The organism is Flavobacterium sp. (assembly GCF_024305175.1).
In the GTDB taxonomy this organism is placed as follows: domain Bacteria; phylum Bacteroidota; class Bacteroidia; order Flavobacteriales; family Flavobacteriaceae; genus Flavobacterium.
In genome coordinates this window covers 26024-40923 of the sequence record NZ_JAMWYY010000024.1, presented here as the reverse complement: position 1 = coordinate 40923, position 14900 = coordinate 26024, and the positions used below count along the sequence as shown (strand labels likewise).

The following is a 14900-nucleotide window of genomic DNA, read 5'->3' as shown; positions in this document are numbered from 1 at the left end:
ATATTATATGCAGGTTTTGGTTACATAAATTTAAAACTTAACACCAAACTTGGCTGCAGCTGCTTTAGCATCCGGAATCTGGCCTTTAATATTGCGTATCCTTGTGCTGCTTGATGGGTGTGTGCTTAAAAATTCAGGTGGGGCGCCCCCTCCTGAGTTAGCCTCCATACGCTGCCAGAAAGCTATAGCATTTTCAGGGTTGTAGCCTGCAATAGCCATTAGTATAAGCCCGGCCTCATCAGCTTCGTTTTCGTGCTTCCTGCTAAAGGGAAGCATTGCACCAAACTGTGTTGTAATACCATATGCCTGCTGGTACAGCTGTTGTGCTGTTTCGCTTTTACCCGATGTAGCTGCTGCCACACCTACGGCACCAAGCTCTTGTATTGTGCCTGCACTCATACGCTGCCCGCCGTGGTTTAAAAGTGCATGTGCCACTTCGTGGCCCATTACTGTTGCAAGCCCTGCTTCATCCTGTGCTATAGGCATTATACCGGTATAAACTACTATTTTGCCTCCGGGCATGCACCATGCATTTACTGCAGGGTCCTGTACAAGCTTATACTCCCACTGGTAACCCTCCAGCGATTGCGATAGCCCCTGTGCTTTAAAATAGGTTTCGGCAGCATTCTTTATTTTTTGCCCAACCTTAGTTACCATAGCAGATTGTTGGGTGCCTGTTACTACTTTATTTTCCTGCAGGAACTGATCATACTGCTGAAAAGCAACAGGAAACAATTCGGCATTAGACACAAAATTAAGATTTTTCTCACCGGTAAAAGGGTTTGTTGAACAGGCACTTACCAGTACAAACAATATCCCTGTAAGTATTAGCACACTTTTTCTCATAGGTTATTTATTAAATTACATTCAAATTTACTAAATACCTTTAATATGTAATTCAGAAAAATCCTTAATAACCGTTAAACTATTGTGAATATTTAATTGTAAGTCTTCAAGCGAAACCACCTCGTTATCAACCTCTACCAATTTAATTTCAAAAGGCAGCCCTATAAGATTAATCTTAAAGCGGCTGTAAGGTGTAATATACTTACCCTCTTTATGCTGGCGTATTACAATTTCCTTTTCTTTTCCTGTAAAGGTAAACGTGCGGAGGCTGTATCGTCCTTTTGTATAATCATATCCATCCTGGGCGTCTTCAAACACTTTAGATACTTCTTTACCGTCTTTGTAATAGGCGTCAAGCGTAAGCTCATCAAACTGTAGCTCGCCTACATATTGCTGTACCGGATATTTTGGTATTACCGCACCGGCTTTTACAAAAATCGGAATCTGCTCAAAGCTGACATCTACCCACATTTCTTTTCCGCCTGAAACAATTTCATTGTTCCAGTAGTTATACCAGCTACCGCGTGGCACATACATCCTGCGCCCTACGGCGTTCGGCTCTAATATAGGGCAAACCAGTATCTGGTTACCAAAAATAAATTCGTCTGTACGGTAATGTGTTTGCGCATCTTCCTGGTCAAAATATACCAAAGGCTTAAGCATTGGTATACCCTCATCAATATACTGCCAGAACATAGTGTACAGGTAAGGCAGCAACTGGTAGCGCAGTTCTATAAACTTGCGGGTTACATTTATAACTTCTTCATCAAACGCCCATGGTTCCTGGTCGCCATGATGGCCCGATGAGTGCGTTCGGCAAAACGGGTGAAACACGCCAAGCTGAATCCAGCGTGCATATAGCTCTCCTGTAGGCTGCTCGGCAAAACCGCCAATATCACTACCGGTAAAGCCCATACCGCTAAGGCTCATGCGCTGCACCTGAACGTTAGCCACCCAAAGGTGCTCCCACGTTGCAATGTTGTCACCTGTCCATGATGATGTATATCGCTGTGCGCCCGAATAGGCAGAACGTGTTATGATAAAAGGCCTCTTAGGATAAGAAAAACGCTTAACACCTTCGTAGGTTGCGCGCGCCATTTGGGTACCATATATGTTATGGGCTTTGCGGTGGCTGCACGGGTGCCCGTCATAATCATGCCTTACATCCAGCGGGAATGTTTTGGTGGGTACTTCCATAACAGCAGGCTCATTCATATCATTCCATACGCCCTTAACGCCAATTTCAGATATCAGTTCCTTAAACAGGCCTGCCCACCACTCGCGCACTGCGGGGTTGGTATAATCGGGGAAGTTACATTCGCCCGGCCATACTTTACCTTTCATGTAAGGGCCATCGGCGCGTTTACAAAAGTAATCGTTAGCTATAGCCTCATTATATACCCAGTAATCTTTATCTATTTTTATGCCCGGATCTATAATAACAATAGTTTTAAAGCCATCCTGCGCCAGCTCATCAACCATTCGTTTCGGTTCGGGGAAATAATCTTTATTCCATGTAAAGCAACGGAAACCTTCCATATAATCTATATCAAGATAAATAGCGTCACATGGTATTTTAAGCTCCCTGAATTTTGAAGTTATTTCTTTTACCTTACTTTCCGGATAATAACTCCACTTACATTGATGATAACCTAATGCCCACATCGGCGGAAGTTCCGGCTTGCCGGTAAGGTCGGTATAAGATGTTACCACATCCTGCATTTGAGGGCCGTAGAAGAAATAATAATTCATTTCGCCGCCATCTGCCCAAAAGCTGGCAACATTTCGGCGCTCCTGGCAAAAATCAAAAAAGCTGCGGAAGGTATTATCAAAGAAAACACCATAGGCAATTTTGCCTCTTAGCCCTATATAAAACGGCACCGATTTGTAAAGCGGTTCCTGGTCTTTCTGAAAAGCATACTGGTCGGTAGCCCAGTTCTCAAGCCTCTTGCCTTTCAGGTTAAGGTGGGTGGCTTTATCGCCCATACCATAAAAATTTTCGCCATCAGGAGACAGCTTACTCATTTTTACAATATTACCTCCGTATTCATAGGTTTCTTCCCAATGAAAGCCTTGCTCATCTTCAAGCAGCACATTACCTTCAAGGTCGGTTATTTTAGAACGAAGGTCTTTACGGCTTATATAAACAACCAGCTTGCTGGTTATAACTTTATAAGAATCTTCTTCTTCTGTCAGTTCGAAATGATTAAACCCCCTGGAATGGTTTTCATCAATAGCATAAGAAAAATCGTCACTAAAATAGCCTTTGGCTGTAAAACGGAAACGGATAAGGCTATCGCGGAAAACAGTAAGTTTTAAAATAACATCGTTGGTAGTATAAAAACATACACTGTCAACTTCTTTTTTAAAACCGGTTACCTGTAACGGATACTGGTCGCCTTTAACTTCAAGTTCGGTATTTGTAATCATGGATTAAAACTATATACAAAATTTCAAATGTATGAAGTTACACCCATCTTACATCTATTATATGTACATATTTTTAACGCAAACGTTAGCGTGTTAATAAAAATAACTTTAATTGCCCAGCCACTCCCTGAAGGCATTAACACGTTCGCGGCTTACTATAACCTCATCTTCGGTATAAGTTGGCAGTACAACCTTTAAGCGCGAATTGGTGTAAACTACAATATCTTTCACCGCATCTACATTTATAATATGTTTGCGGCTTACCCTGTAAAACCGCGCCGGGTCAAGCTCGGCTTCCAGTTGCTCAAGGGTGGTTTCAAGCAGGTAATCCCTGTTATCGGTTGTATGGATGTATGTGCCTTTGTTTTCGCTGAAAAAGCACTCGGCATCATCAGTATTTATCATTTTAAGGTGCTGCCCCATTTTTATGGCAAAGCGCTTTTTATAGCTCTTCTCAATCGGGTTTACCAGCATTTTCTTTATTTCCTCAAAATCAAGCGAAAGGTTTTGCTGCTGCGGGCGGTGCTGCCTGTATTTATCAATAGCCAAGGCAAGCTCTTCTTCATCAATTGGTTTTAACAGGTAATCTATGCTGTTAAGCTTAAATGCTCGTAAAGCATATTCATCATAAGCTGTGGTAAATATAACTGCACTGTTAATGGTTATGTTGTCAAATATTTCAAAAGACAAACCATCTGAAAGCTGTATATCGAGGAAAATAAGGTCGGTGTGTGTGTTATTATTAAACCATTCTATAGCCTCCTCTACAGAGTGCAGCATTACCTGTGCCTGAATATCCAGTTTCTGTAACTTGCGTTGCAACAGCCTTGCGGCGGGTTTTTCATCTTCAATGATAATAACATTCATAGTTTTATAATTGGTGGTTTTTATGTGTAGTTAAAACAGCATTTGCTACATATTGTGCCGGGCTTTGCGCTCTTCTTCCTGCTGCATCAGTTTACGTATTTTGCGCTCTTCCCAATTATTCCCCAGAAAGAGGCTGGGGCCAAATGTGCCTATAGCATGAAACAAAAGGCCAAAGCCCCAAAAGAAAGCCGTACTGAAGGCCCCGAAGGTAAAGAAGCTCTCTCCTTCAGCAAGGTTAGCATAATGCAGCAACAGTAAAAAACTGTTTACAAGTATGTAAGCCATCAGGTGCATATAAAATCCTTTGATGTTGCGCACCTTTTTCCTGGCGCGGTCATATCTAATCTGTTCATCTAAATTATTTTCCATCTTACCTGAATTTTGAACGTTGTTGCTTTTCTTCTTCCAAAAACTTCTTCAGTTTCTTTTCTTCCCATTCCCTGCTCATAAAAGGCAGGTAGCCAAATGCTGCAAGGCCGTGTATCAGTAGGCCGCTGCCCCACCCTATCATAGAAAACAGGAACCAGTAGTATTGCGGGGTGTAGTACAGGTTTAGAAATACCAGTATGGGTATAACAATGCAGTAACACATCAGGTTGATGTAAAAGCCTTTGATATCTTTCACTTTTTTGCGGGCACGCTCATAAGTGAGCTTGTTATAATTACCTTCCATGCTTATTTCCATTTATTTTGATCCTGTTCCTGCTCCATATACTTTCTAATATTGCGCTCTTCCCAGTCTTTACCTAAAAAAGGAAGGAAGTTAAACACGCTCATGCCATGCACTGCAAGCCCCACCCCCCAGCCCAGTGCAGGGTATATAAACCACAAACTGCCCGGCGATGTTATAAGATTAATAATTGTAAGGCCTATATTTACTACAATAAAGGAGCTGAGATGCCCGTAAAAGCCCTTAATTTCTTCTACTTTTTTCTGCGCTTTAAAATAGCTGCTTTCTGTTTCTTCAAATTGTGGTGTTTCCATAATGGCTACTTGTTCTGTTAATATTGGTAGTTTTACCGTAAAATATTTTTCTGTCTGTTCTATTACCACCTGCCTTTTGGTGATTATGGCATAGCGGCTTATAATGTTTTGAAGGCCCACGCCGCGCCTGTCCTGCAATACTTCCTTCTTCCTGAAATCGTTCTGTACAACCAGATAGCCTTTCTCTATAAAAATCTTTATATAAAGCGGCTTTTGCTGGCTTACTATATTGTGCTTTATAGTATTTTCTAAAAGCAGTTGCAGCGATAGCGGCACTACCCAGGCGCTGTTATCAGGAACATCATCAGGCAGTTCAAAATAAATACTGTTCTCGAACCTCATTTTCAGCAGGTTCATGTAGGTTTTGGCAAAGGCAAGCTCTTCCTGCACACTAACCAGTTCTTTATCGCGCTGCTCAAGTACATAGCGGTACACTTTAGATAGTGAAGTTGTAAACCGCTGTGCACTTTCAGGGTCTTCCTCTATAAGTGAGCTTAGCACATTAAGGCTGTTAAAGAGGAAGTGCGGGTCTATCTGGTTCTTTAATGTTTCGAACTTTGCAGAAGCTGTACCGGCTATAATTTTTTCCTGCTTAACCCTGTTTTCCTGGTATTTTTTGTAAAAATGAAATGCATGTACAGCTATACTGATAATCAATGTAATGATAATGGCAACATAATAATTGGAAAGTTTTTCTTCGCTAAAAAACTGTTGCCAGGTTTCACCTTCCATTAATACATCTTCAAAAATGCGCAGCAGGAATATTATTGCAATAGACACTGCAAAAGAGCAGATAAAACCTGTTACAATACGCTTTGCGGGCATTTTACCGGGCGGAAACAGCTTTGCCATTACACTAAAAACAAAACTGTTTGCAGCATAGAGCGACAGGGTATAGAGCATGGTGTATAAAAATCTTGTAAACAGGATAAAATCCCATGCAAGCTCCTGCCCCGATGCAACAGCAATTATTGCCAGTACCAGAAAAATGATAACCCCAAGCCCAAATGCTCTTAAAACCTGCTTTACTGTTGCGTTAACCATTGCTTCCTGATTTATTTTTTACACTCTTCCAGTTTTTGCTGCGCCCTGTCCTGCCCCCAGTTAGGATGGAAAGGTGTTTGCGGCTTAAAGTTAGCAAAAAGTTCTGCGGCGCGGGCAATTTCGGCACACATTGGCGCAGTGTCATTACCAAAATAAGCTGCCGCACCCATATCAAATTCTGCTTTGCAGAATACTACCCGCGGATTATCCGGCGCTAATTTCATGGCTTTTGCATACAACTCATTTACCTTTCCTGAGAGCTTCATGCCATTAGTCATTGGGTCATAGGCTATCCATGCAGTGTGTATCATAGCCTGCATAACCAGCAGTTCTGCGTTGTCGGGCATAATCATCATGGCCATGTCCTGTGCCTCCTGTGCTTTAGCAAGCAGGGCCTGTACTTTTTGCTTGTCTTTGGTACGGAAAGCCTCTGTAGTATTAACAAGTGCTATATAATAAGATGGCAGCCAGTTTTGCTGTTCTGCAGCAGCAATACGCTCAAACATCGCCGAAGCCTCAGCAGGCTTGTCTTCGCTCCATAATGCAAATGCTTTTTGCATTCCTGTTTCAAACGGAGATTGTGCCATAGCAGTGCCGCAGGCAAGTACTAATAGAAAGTTGACAAATTTTTTCATGATTTATGATTTAGAGGTTGTTGATTATTTACATTACAAAGTTGCGGCATAAGCTACCGCTGTGAAAATGTATATTACCCAACTGTAGAATTTAGCGGATGAATTGTAAGTTATTTAAGTAACTTTGGCGCTCTAAACCAATAGTCATGAAAAAATGGGTGCGCAACGGGCTTTTATGGGGAGTAGCACTTTATATTTTAACCATAATTGCACTACCAATGCTGGAGGGCGAAAAGCTTAGCTACTATAAGATTATGATGGGTGTCCCGTTATGGATAGCCACAGGATTGGCAATGGGGTATTTATTTGACAAGAAAGGTACTGCCAGGAAGAAAAGCAGAAGGTAACTTATTTAAAAGAAGGATTTTCTATTTCGTACCAGACAGCCATTTCACTGCCGTTACTGCTTTTAAGATAATCAGATTCGAAGGTAGAAATATAGCGCAGCCCTGCTTTTTCCAAAGCCCTGCGCGATGCTTTATTATCAGCATCGGCATAAGCACATATCTTTTCCGCTTTTAATACATTAAAACCGTAATCTACAAACGCTATTGCCGATTCTGTAGCATAACCCTTGCCCCAAAATTGGGGTAACAGCCTGTAGCCAATATCATAAAAGGTATAATGCCCGTTAACATTGCGCTCCAGCTTTAGACCGACCCAGCCTATAAATTCGCCGGTCTCTTTAAGTATGGCAGCCATGCGCCCCACTCCGTTATCTATATACTGTTGCCTTACATAAGCTATAACCTTACGGGTTTCCTCTATAGACTTTGTGGGATTTTTACCGAGGTAACGATGTACTTGAGGATTGTTATCCATAGCAAACATAGCTTCGGCATCTTCAGGCAGAAGCTCGCGGTAATACAGGCGTTCCGATTCAAAAGGTGCTATAAGCATCATTATTATATTTCAGCAAGAATATCTTTTGCCCGTTGGGCGTCATTGTCATTTACATACAGTTCAACAGCCTGGCCTATGGGGCTTAGCCCAACAAGTGTGCCGGACTGAATATTGTTTTTGGTCATTACTGTAATACCTGCCTCTTCCAGCTTATTCTTAGCTGAAAGCGCCATTACCTCGCTACCTGAGAATACTTTTTCCATAATTATTGTTTTAGTCGGTTTCTTCGTCAAATTCTTCATCATCCATTTCAAAAAAAACAGGTTCTGTCATTATCCTGTCAGCAAAAAACTCCACCCTTTCGGTAATAACATCTGTAAAAAATATCCGTTGAGTTTTAGATATACTGTTGCTTATCCTTCCCAGCTTAGTCTCAAGCCTGATTTTCAGCATGGCTTCAGTGTCGTCAACAACAAACATCTTTAGGCGGTTAACATCATAACCTGCAGAGCTAAACATTTCATTAAGCCTGTTTGGGGTACCAATAAGCACATCTATACCTACAGAAATCTGGTTCTTATCATAATCAATATCGCCCTGCTCATACACGCCATATACACGCAAATTGGTATAGCTGCCGTATTGCCTGAACATTTCCTGCATTTCCTGCACGCGGGCTTTATCCTGCACTACTATAAGCGCACGCGGCGACTGCTCAAAAGCTTTTTCCAGCTTTTGTATAACATTAATAACTATTGCAGTGGTCTTGCCCTCGCCATCGGGTGCAGCCACAACACAGTCGGCACCACTCTTTATTGTACCAAAAGTTTCTATCTGGACTTCTGTAGGCTCTGTAAGCCCTGCTTCTTCAAGAGCCTTTTGCAGGCCGGGATTTATTTTTTTTAACTTCATTCTTTATACGGCTGAATTACAGCCACCATTTTTCAAATTCTTTTTTTCGTGCTGCTTTAGTTTTGGGTATATCAGGATCACAGCAATATGAATCATAATAGCTTTGCCAACCATTTTCCCGATAAGCAGAATCAATACTAAACTCTCCTGCACCTACATCTAAAGACCCGCTATCGGGTATGCGGAAATCGCCCCAGTTGCATTGCTTCGACTTACCTGTTTTGTAACTTGTCCAAATACCTTTAAACTGATTATTTGCAAAACCATCCGATACTAACATCAATGCGTCATATCCTGCTTTTCCATCTTCGCTAAATACAATATATGTAATCAGTTCACCACTTATAAAACCACTTCCTTTCTGAGTCCGGTCTTCAAAAATTTCAACTTTACTTGTAATTGTGCCTGTTGTGTATTTTTCTAATGTGGGTATAGCAGGATCAGAATAAACCGCCTTTATAACAGTAACAGTCCCTCTAAAATTACAAATGAAATTTTTCACCTTGGTATTACCCTCAACATCATATTGCAACGGGTTCGTTTTGTTTTTTGTAAATTTAGTAAGGTGTATCTGTAGCCTTTGATAGTTGTCTCCTATAAATCCAAGTATTTCCGGGCGGACAATTTCTCTTGACGAATCATCTTTTATCTTTTCCGCATTAAAAACCAGTGAGAGATCTTGCGACTGAAGTTCTTCTAAAAGACTTTGCTGTGCACAGACTTGCATTACTGAAAGGTAACCTACAAATAGTAGTATAAATAATTTTATCCTGTTCATTTGCGTAATTACTTACTTGCAAAAAGTTTTACATCTGTTTCAGATATTTCTGCGCCGCCTAATATAATAAGGCGTTCTACCACGTTGCGAAGTTCTCTTATGTTACCTGTCCAGTCATATTCCTGTAGCAGCTTAATGGCATCATCAGTAAACGTTTTTTGGGCAGTGCCCTGCTCGGCAGAAATTTTCTCTGCAAAGTGGTTTACCAGCAAGGGTATATCATCGCGCCTGTCATTAAGCGCGGGCACTTTTATAAGTATTACCGCCAGGCGGTGGTAAAGGTCTTCCCTAAAGCGGCCTTCCTCAATTTCCTTTTTAAGGTCTTTATTGGTTGCGGCTACTACACGCACATCTACCTTAATATCCTTTTCGGCACCCACACGCTGTATCATGCTTTCCTGGAGTGCGCGCAGTACTTTTGCCTGTGCCGGAAGGCTCATATCGCCTATCTCATCCAGGAAAATAGTACCTTTATCTGCTGCCTCAAATTTACCTGCCCTGTCTTTTACGGCGCTTGTAAAAGCACCCTTAACATGCCCGAAAAGCTCACTTTCTATCAGCTCGCTGGGTATGGCAGCACAGTTAACCTCTATAAAAGGTGCAGTGGCACGCTCGCTCTTTTCGTGCAGCCAGTGTGCCACAAGCTCTTTACCGGTACCATTTGGCCCTGTAATCAAAACGCGGGCATCAGTAGGAGCTACTTTTTCTATAATATCTTTTATATGGCCTATAGCGCTGCTGTTACCTACCATTTCATAATTCTTGCTTACTTTCTTTTTCAGCATTTTGTTTTCGGTAACCAGCGTTTTGCGGTCAAGTGCATTCCTTACCGTGTTTAGCAAACGGTTAAGGTCGGGTGGTTTCGATATATAATCATACGCACCCAAACGCATGGTTTGTATAGCAGTCTCTAAGTCGCCGTGCCCCGAAATCATTACCATCGGTGTTTCCGGCTTTATTTTTTTTACAGCCTCAAGCACTTCAACGCCGTCCATCTTCGGCATTTTTATATCGCAAAGCACAAGGTCATAATCTTCATTCTTTATCTTCTCAAGGCCTGCCAGTCCGTCTTCGGCTTCTTCAACAGTATAAGTATTGCTTTCCTCCGTCAAAATCTTGCCCAACACACGGCGTATGGCGGCTTCGTCTTCTATAATTAGTATCTTAGGCATTTAGGTACTGATTTTATTTTGTATTCAGATTTATTGCTGACTTCTAAGTTATGGCTTAAAATAAATGCCGACAACTTTCTATTTATTTTTTAACTTATTTTAGAACCTGTTTAGTACTTAAGCCACTTAAACATTTCTTTATACGTAGGCTTTTTGCCATACATCAGTATTCCTATTCGGTATATTTTGGCAGCAAACCAAACTACTGCAAAGAATGTAATGAACAATATGGCTACCGAAACCAACAATTCCCAAAGCGGTACACCAAACGGTATGCGCATCAGCATTACTATTGGCGAGGTAAGCGGTATCATACTGAAAACAGTGGCAACAGTGCCGTGAGGGTCGCTTATTACTGTAAAGAAACCTACATATACCCCAAGCATAAGCGGCATAATAATAGGCAGCAGGAACTGCTGCGAATCGGTCTCACTATCTACCGCCGCGCCTATGGCAGCATATAAAGAGCTGTAAAGGAAATACCCACCTATAAAATAAATAATGAATGAGAAAAATATGGTTAGCAATGGTAGTTTCCATATTTCGCTAAGGTAAAGCTGTATGCCCTCCATTGCTTCTTTAGAGGCTTCGGCGGCCTGTGGCTGTGCTGCAGCACCCACCTGAACGCCAAATAAAGAACTTAGCACAAATATAAGCCCAAGCCCCAGTATTACCCATATAATGAACTGTAATATACCGGCTAACGATGTGCCTATTATTTTACCCATCATCAGCTTAAATGGCTTTACAGAAGAGATTATAATTTCGATAATACGGTTGGTTTTTTCTTCTATAACACTGCGCATTACCATATTGCCGTATATGATTACGAACATCATGATAAGGTAACCGGATATACCGCCAATAATTATTTTTATGATACTGGCTTCTTTAAACGTTTCCTCTCCCGAAAATTTGCTCAGGTGTATTTTAGAACTGGACTTTGCCTGTTCTATCTTATCATAATCAAACCCCAGTTCTTTAAGGTTATGGCGCGTAAGTTTGTTATCTACCACATCTTCTATAGTAGACACAAACTCAAGGTTAGGCGAATCATTAGAAATATATTCAACTGAAGAAGCAAGCTGTGCCAGGCTGTCTATTACAGGCACGTAGATAAGCCCTTCATATGATTCGCTTTCAGATACTTCTTTCTTAGCCGCATCCAAAGGCATAGCCGAGAGATCTGTATATTTTACATTCTTGCCGTCTTTAAAATCTGATTTAAGCAAACCTGCCGAATCATGTATGGCTACCTGGTTTACCTGGTCGCTGTTAAGCGTAGCCAGATAGCCTACCAATGCACCCATAGCCACTAGCAGCAGTGGGCTGAGAAACGTCATTACTATAAACGACTTATTACGCACCTTTGCGTTAAACTCTCTTTTAATAATAAGGGAAAGGCTCATAATTACTGGCTTACGGTTTTAATGAATATATCGTTTACACTTGGTATCTTCTCTACAAAATAGGTTACATTACCGTGCTGCAACAGGTATTGCAGCAAATCGCGCGAGTTGCCGCCATCCGGCAGTTTAACCTCCAGTTTCAATTCGTCGTCAAGGGTTTTAAAGTTTGCCTGGCGGGTTTCATACTTAAGGTTAATATCTGCAAGCAGCGCCTGTAGGTTATACGGTATTATTCCCACTTCAAAAGTATTGCTGCGGTACTCGCGTTTTACATCGTGCAGCCTGCCTTCTATCAGCTTATTCGATTTATGGATAAGCGCAATATGGTCGCACATATCCTCTACACTCTCCATCCGGTGTGTAGAGAAAATTACCGTTGTGCCTTTATCGCGCAGCTCCAGTATTTCGTCTTTTATAATATTGGCATTTACAGGGTCAAATCCACTAAATGGCTCATCCAGTATCAGCAGCTTTGGGCGATGCAACACCGTAACCACAAACTGTATCTTTTGGGCCATACCCTTACTAAGCTCCTGTATTTTTTTGTTCCACCAGCCTTCTATTTCCAGCTTTTTAAACCAGTATTCCAGTTGCGCTTTCGCCTCTGCCTTGCTAAGCCCTTTAAGCTGTGCAAGATATAATGCCTGCTCGCCAACTTTCATCGATTTATATAGCCCGCGCTCTTCGGGCATATAGCCAATATGGCTAATGTGCGAAGGGTTTAGCGGCTCGCCATCAAGCAAAACCTCGCCACTATCTGGCATTGTTATCTGGTTAATTATGCGTATCAGTGATGTCTTGCCTGCACCGTTAGGGCCAAGAAGCCCGTAAATGCTGCCTTTAGGCACTTGTAAAGAAACATTGTTAAGCGCAGTATAATTGCCATATTGCTTAACAACATTATTAACTTGTAATATTGGTTCCATTACTATGGTTTGATTCGGTGTATTATTGACTATTTATCAGAAAAGTAAACGATGTTACTATAGTAACCCATACATTACCGCAAGGTACACAATTACCATAAATGTGGTAAATAAAAATACCAAAAGTAAATATACCATTACCATGCGCCATATAAAACCTGCAGGGGTATATTCCTTATAAAACACCTGTCCATATACGAGTACAGGGTATAAAAGGCAAACGTATGCAATTAACTCACTAATGAAAATAAATTCAGGTATAGTACTAAGATCCAGCAGAACGGCAAGAAGCAGAAAACAGAATATTGCTACAAATAAAAAACCCGCAATAATAAGATGTTCAGGGTAATTATATCGGCGCCTTCTAAATATAGTATAGCTGCTAAGGGCGAAAAGAGGAAGCATAACAAGAAATAGAACCTTGGGGTACTTCCCTATAAGGCGCAAAAAATTGCCATTAGTATCAGTACCTAAAGTTTTATCCTCACCGCCTAGAATACCGCCTTCAATGTCATTCCCCGCCAAGAGTGCAAACCCCAGGATTATGAGCAACAAATAAAATATGTTGTAGAACCGCACCCTTTTACCATATATATAATCGCGTGCGGCATTACCTGGCCGTGTAAAAACCTGCTTAAGAGTGTAGGGTATCCCCTTATCAAGATGCCACACCCCATGTGCAAGGTCGTGCAATAAAAAATGCCTTACAGTTATCCTGTGGGTATCGGCTTTTTGCCCGCACCCTGAGCAAAACCTGCCGGAAAGTTGGGTGTCGCAATTAAGGCAGTTATTATGTTGCATGGCTGATTACAGTTTTTCCAAATATAAAAAAACCCACCCTTATTTGCACAAGGATGGGAAAAATTGCTATGAAAAAGAAAAATCCACTAGTTAACTAGTGAATTCAAATTTATAAAATTATCTTAAATTATGAAAACATATCTTTAACTTTTTCAAAAAAAGATTTATCTGATTTTTCCGGGTGCGGAATAAAGTTTTCATCTGTAAGTGATTTCTCAAAAAACTGACGTTGTTCACGCGATAAAGTTTTGGGTGTCCACACGTTAACATGCACCAAAAGGTCGCCGCTGCCGTAGCTGTTTATGCTTGGTACCCCCTTGCCCTTAAGCCTTAAAATTTTACCCGATTGTATGCCTTCTTCCAGCTTTATGCGTACTTTACCGTTAACGGTTTCTATATCTTTACTGGTGCCAAGTGCAGCCTCGGCAAAGCTTATATACAAATCAAGGTGAAGGTTTTCGCCTTCACGCTTAAGTGTTTCGTGCTCAACTTCTTCTATTACCACTATAAGGTCGCCCGGTATACTGTTTCCGCCAGGGGCATCATTACCCTTACCGGAAACTTTTAATTGCATACCATCTGCCACACCCGCAGGTATTTTTATAGAAACGGCATCATCAGCCATAACCATACCCTGTGCATCTGCCTGCGGTGGTTTGCTTTCTATAATCTGGCCACTGCCCCCGCACACATGGCAGGTACTTGCTGTTTGCATGCGCCCCAATATAGTATTGGTAATTTTCATTACCTGACCGCTGCCGTTACAGGTAGAACAGGTTTTATAACTAACGCCCGGCGCCTGCACCTTACGCTTTACTTTTATTTTCTTTTCTACACCATTGGCAACTTCTTCCAGGGTGAGCTTCACTTTAATACGAAGGTTACTGCCTTTAACACGGCGCTGACCCCCGCCGCCGCCAAAGCCACCGAAACCGCCAAAGCCGCCGCCAAAAGCACTGCCGAATATATCACCAAACTGGCTGAATATATCGTCCATGTTCATGCCGCCACCACCGCCAAAGCCACCATTTTCAAAAGCGGCATGGCCATACTGGTCATAACGCGCTTTTTTATCAGGGTCGCTTAGTACCTCATAGGCTTCTGCAGCAAGCTTAAAATTTTCTTCGGCATCCTTGTTACCCGGATTTTTATCAGGATGAAACTCTATGGCCTTTTTACGGTATGCCTTTTTTATCTGCTCTGCGCTCGCACTTTTGTCTATGCCCAGTATTTCGTAATAATCTTTCTTCATC

The 14900-nt window shown here is 41.6% G+C and carries 17 protein-coding genes; 1 reads left to right on the top strand and 16 read right to left on the bottom strand.

Going from position 1 to position 14900, the window contains the following annotated elements; genetic code table 11:
- Positions 1-30: 30 nt before the first annotated feature.
- The 7 genes from Q0K96_RS07935 to Q0K96_RS07905 form a co-directional block, all read right to left on the bottom strand.
- Complete coding sequence (locus Q0K96_RS07935) at positions 31-846, bottom strand: M48 family metallopeptidase (protein ID WP_297333470.1); 816 nt, start codon at positions 844-846, stop codon at positions 31-33.
- A gap of 30 nt (positions 847-876) precedes the next feature.
- Positions 877-3276 carry a glycoside hydrolase family 31 protein gene (locus Q0K96_RS07930; RefSeq protein WP_297333469.1) on the bottom strand — a complete coding sequence of 800 codons (2400 nt, stop codon included), beginning with the start codon at positions 3274-3276 and terminating at the stop codon, positions 877-879.
- Between the two features lie 108 nt (positions 3277-3384).
- Positions 3385-4143, bottom strand: a complete 759-nt coding sequence (locus Q0K96_RS07925; protein WP_297333468.1) for a LytTR family DNA-binding domain-containing protein — start codon at positions 4141-4143, stop codon at positions 3385-3387.
- A 45-nt stretch (positions 4144-4188) separates the two neighbouring features.
- Positions 4189-4512 carry a 2TM domain-containing protein gene (locus Q0K96_RS07920; protein WP_297333467.1) on the bottom strand — a complete coding sequence of 108 codons (324 nt, stop codon included), beginning with the start codon at positions 4510-4512 and terminating at the stop codon, positions 4189-4191.
- Position 4513: 1 nt separating this feature from the next.
- Complete coding sequence (locus tag Q0K96_RS07915) at positions 4514-4828, bottom strand: 2TM domain-containing protein (protein ID WP_297333466.1); 315 nt, start codon at positions 4826-4828, stop codon at positions 4514-4516.
- Positions 4819-6171, bottom strand: coding sequence for a 2TM domain-containing protein (locus Q0K96_RS07910; RefSeq protein WP_297333465.1), 1353 nt, complete (start codon positions 6169-6171; stop codon positions 4819-4821). Before Q0K96_RS07910 ends, Q0K96_RS07915 begins: the two co-directional genes overlap by 10 nt.
- Before the next feature lie 11 nt (positions 6172-6182).
- The gene (locus tag Q0K96_RS07905) at positions 6183-6806 is read right to left on the bottom strand and encodes a hypothetical protein (RefSeq protein WP_297333464.1); all 624 of its coding nucleotides are present in this window, start codon (positions 6804-6806) and stop codon (positions 6183-6185) included.
- A 146-nt stretch (positions 6807-6952) separates the two neighbouring features.
- Between Q0K96_RS07905 and Q0K96_RS07900 the strand changes: the two genes are divergently transcribed.
- Positions 6953-7153, top strand: a complete 201-nt coding sequence (locus Q0K96_RS07900; RefSeq protein WP_297333463.1) for a hypothetical protein — start codon at positions 6953-6955, stop codon at positions 7151-7153.
- Between the two features lies 1 nt (position 7154).
- Here the strand turns inward: Q0K96_RS07900 and Q0K96_RS07895 are convergent, their stop codons facing one another.
- The 9 genes from Q0K96_RS07895 to dnaJ form a co-directional block, all read right to left on the bottom strand.
- A complete protein-coding gene (locus Q0K96_RS07895; protein ID WP_297333462.1) occupies positions 7155-7709 on the bottom strand; it encodes a GNAT family N-acetyltransferase in 555 nt (184 codons plus the stop codon).
- 2 nt (positions 7710-7711) lie between these two features.
- Positions 7712-7912 carry a DUF2007 domain-containing protein gene (locus Q0K96_RS07890; RefSeq protein ID WP_297333461.1) on the bottom strand — a complete coding sequence of 67 codons (201 nt, stop codon included), beginning with the start codon at positions 7910-7912 and terminating at the stop codon, positions 7712-7714.
- Positions 7913-7922: 10 nt separating this feature from the next.
- Positions 7923-8561, bottom strand: a complete 639-nt coding sequence (locus tag Q0K96_RS07885; protein ID WP_297333460.1) for a DEAD/DEAH box helicase — start codon at positions 8559-8561, stop codon at positions 7923-7925.
- Positions 8562-8577: 16 nt separating this feature from the next.
- A complete protein-coding gene (locus tag Q0K96_RS07880; RefSeq protein WP_297333459.1) occupies positions 8578-9339 on the bottom strand; it encodes a hypothetical protein in 762 nt (253 codons plus the stop codon).
- An 8-nt stretch (positions 9340-9347) separates the two neighbouring features.
- Positions 9348-10511 carry a sigma-54 dependent transcriptional regulator gene (locus Q0K96_RS07875; RefSeq protein ID WP_297333458.1) on the bottom strand — a complete coding sequence of 388 codons (1164 nt, stop codon included), beginning with the start codon at positions 10509-10511 and terminating at the stop codon, positions 9348-9350.
- Positions 10512-10621: 110 nt separating this feature from the next.
- Entirely contained in the window at positions 10622-11923 is a 1302-nt protein-coding gene (locus tag Q0K96_RS07870) for an ABC transporter permease (RefSeq protein ID WP_297333471.1), read from the bottom strand.
- Positions 11923-12846 (bottom strand): ABC transporter ATP-binding protein, encoded by a 924-nt coding sequence (locus Q0K96_RS07865; RefSeq protein ID WP_297333457.1) that lies wholly within the window; start codon positions 12844-12846, stop codon positions 11923-11925. Before Q0K96_RS07865 ends, Q0K96_RS07870 begins: the two co-directional genes overlap by 1 nt.
- A gap of 57 nt (positions 12847-12903) precedes the next feature.
- On the bottom strand, positions 12904-13647 hold the full coding sequence (locus Q0K96_RS07860; RefSeq protein WP_297333456.1) for a DUF3667 domain-containing protein: 744 nt from the start codon (positions 13645-13647) through the stop codon (positions 12904-12906).
- A gap of 127 nt (positions 13648-13774) precedes the next feature.
- The gene (dnaJ, locus tag Q0K96_RS07855; RefSeq protein ID WP_297333455.1) at positions 13775-14899 is read right to left on the bottom strand and encodes a molecular chaperone DnaJ; all 1125 of its coding nucleotides are present in this window, start codon (positions 14897-14899) and stop codon (positions 13775-13777) included.
- Position 14900: the final 1 nt, after the last annotated feature.

What these genes read in the sequence shown, in the direction of transcription:
- Q0K96_RS07880 (WP_297333459.1), bottom strand. Translation starts at nt 9,339, where the DNA reads ATGAACAGGATAAAATTATTTATACTACTATTTGTAGGTTACCTTTCA.
- Q0K96_RS07865 (WP_297333457.1), bottom strand. Translation starts at nt 12,846, where the DNA reads ATGGAACCAATATTACAAGTTAATAATGTTGTTAAGCAATATGGCAAT.
- Q0K96_RS07900 (WP_297333463.1), top strand. Translation starts at nt 6,953, where the DNA reads ATGAAAAAATGGGTGCGCAACGGGCTTTTATGGGGAGTAGCACTTTAT.
- Q0K96_RS07905 (WP_297333464.1), bottom strand. Translation starts at nt 6,806, where the DNA reads ATGAAAAAATTTGTCAACTTTCTATTAGTACTTGCCTGCGGCACTGCT.
- Q0K96_RS07925 (WP_297333468.1), bottom strand. Translation starts at nt 4,143, where the DNA reads ATGAATGTTATTATCATTGAAGATGAAAAACCCGCCGCAAGGCTGTTG.
- Q0K96_RS07915 (WP_297333466.1), bottom strand. Translation starts at nt 4,828, where the DNA reads ATGGAAATAAGCATGGAAGGTAATTATAACAAGCTCACTTATGAGCGT.
- Q0K96_RS07935 (WP_297333470.1), bottom strand. Translation starts at nt 846, where the DNA reads ATGAGAAAAAGTGTGCTAATACTTACAGGGATATTGTTTGTACTGGTA.
- Q0K96_RS07910 (WP_297333465.1), bottom strand. Translation starts at nt 6,171, where the DNA reads ATGGTTAACGCAACAGTAAAGCAGGTTTTAAGAGCATTTGGGCTTGGG.
- Q0K96_RS07860 (WP_297333456.1), bottom strand. Translation starts at nt 13,647, where the DNA reads ATGCAACATAATAACTGCCTTAATTGCGACACCCAACTTTCCGGCAGG.
- Q0K96_RS07920 (WP_297333467.1), bottom strand. Translation starts at nt 4,512, where the DNA reads ATGGAAAATAATTTAGATGAACAGATTAGATATGACCGCGCCAGGAAA.
- Q0K96_RS07930 (WP_297333469.1), bottom strand. Translation starts at nt 3,276, where the DNA reads ATGATTACAAATACCGAACTTGAAGTTAAAGGCGACCAGTATCCGTTA.
- dnaJ (WP_297333455.1), bottom strand. Translation starts at nt 14,899, where the DNA reads ATGAAGAAAGATTATTACGAAATACTGGGCATAGACAAAAGTGCGAGC.
- Q0K96_RS07890 (WP_297333461.1), bottom strand. Translation starts at nt 7,912, where the DNA reads ATGGAAAAAGTATTCTCAGGTAGCGAGGTAATGGCGCTTTCAGCTAAG.
- Q0K96_RS07875 (WP_297333458.1), bottom strand. Translation starts at nt 10,511, where the DNA reads ATGCCTAAGATACTAATTATAGAAGACGAAGCCGCCATACGCCGTGTG.
- Q0K96_RS07895 (WP_297333462.1), bottom strand. Translation starts at nt 7,709, where the DNA reads ATGATGCTTATAGCACCTTTTGAATCGGAACGCCTGTATTACCGCGAG.
- Q0K96_RS07885 (WP_297333460.1), bottom strand. Translation starts at nt 8,561, where the DNA reads ATGAAGTTAAAAAAAATAAATCCCGGCCTGCAAAAGGCTCTTGAAGAA.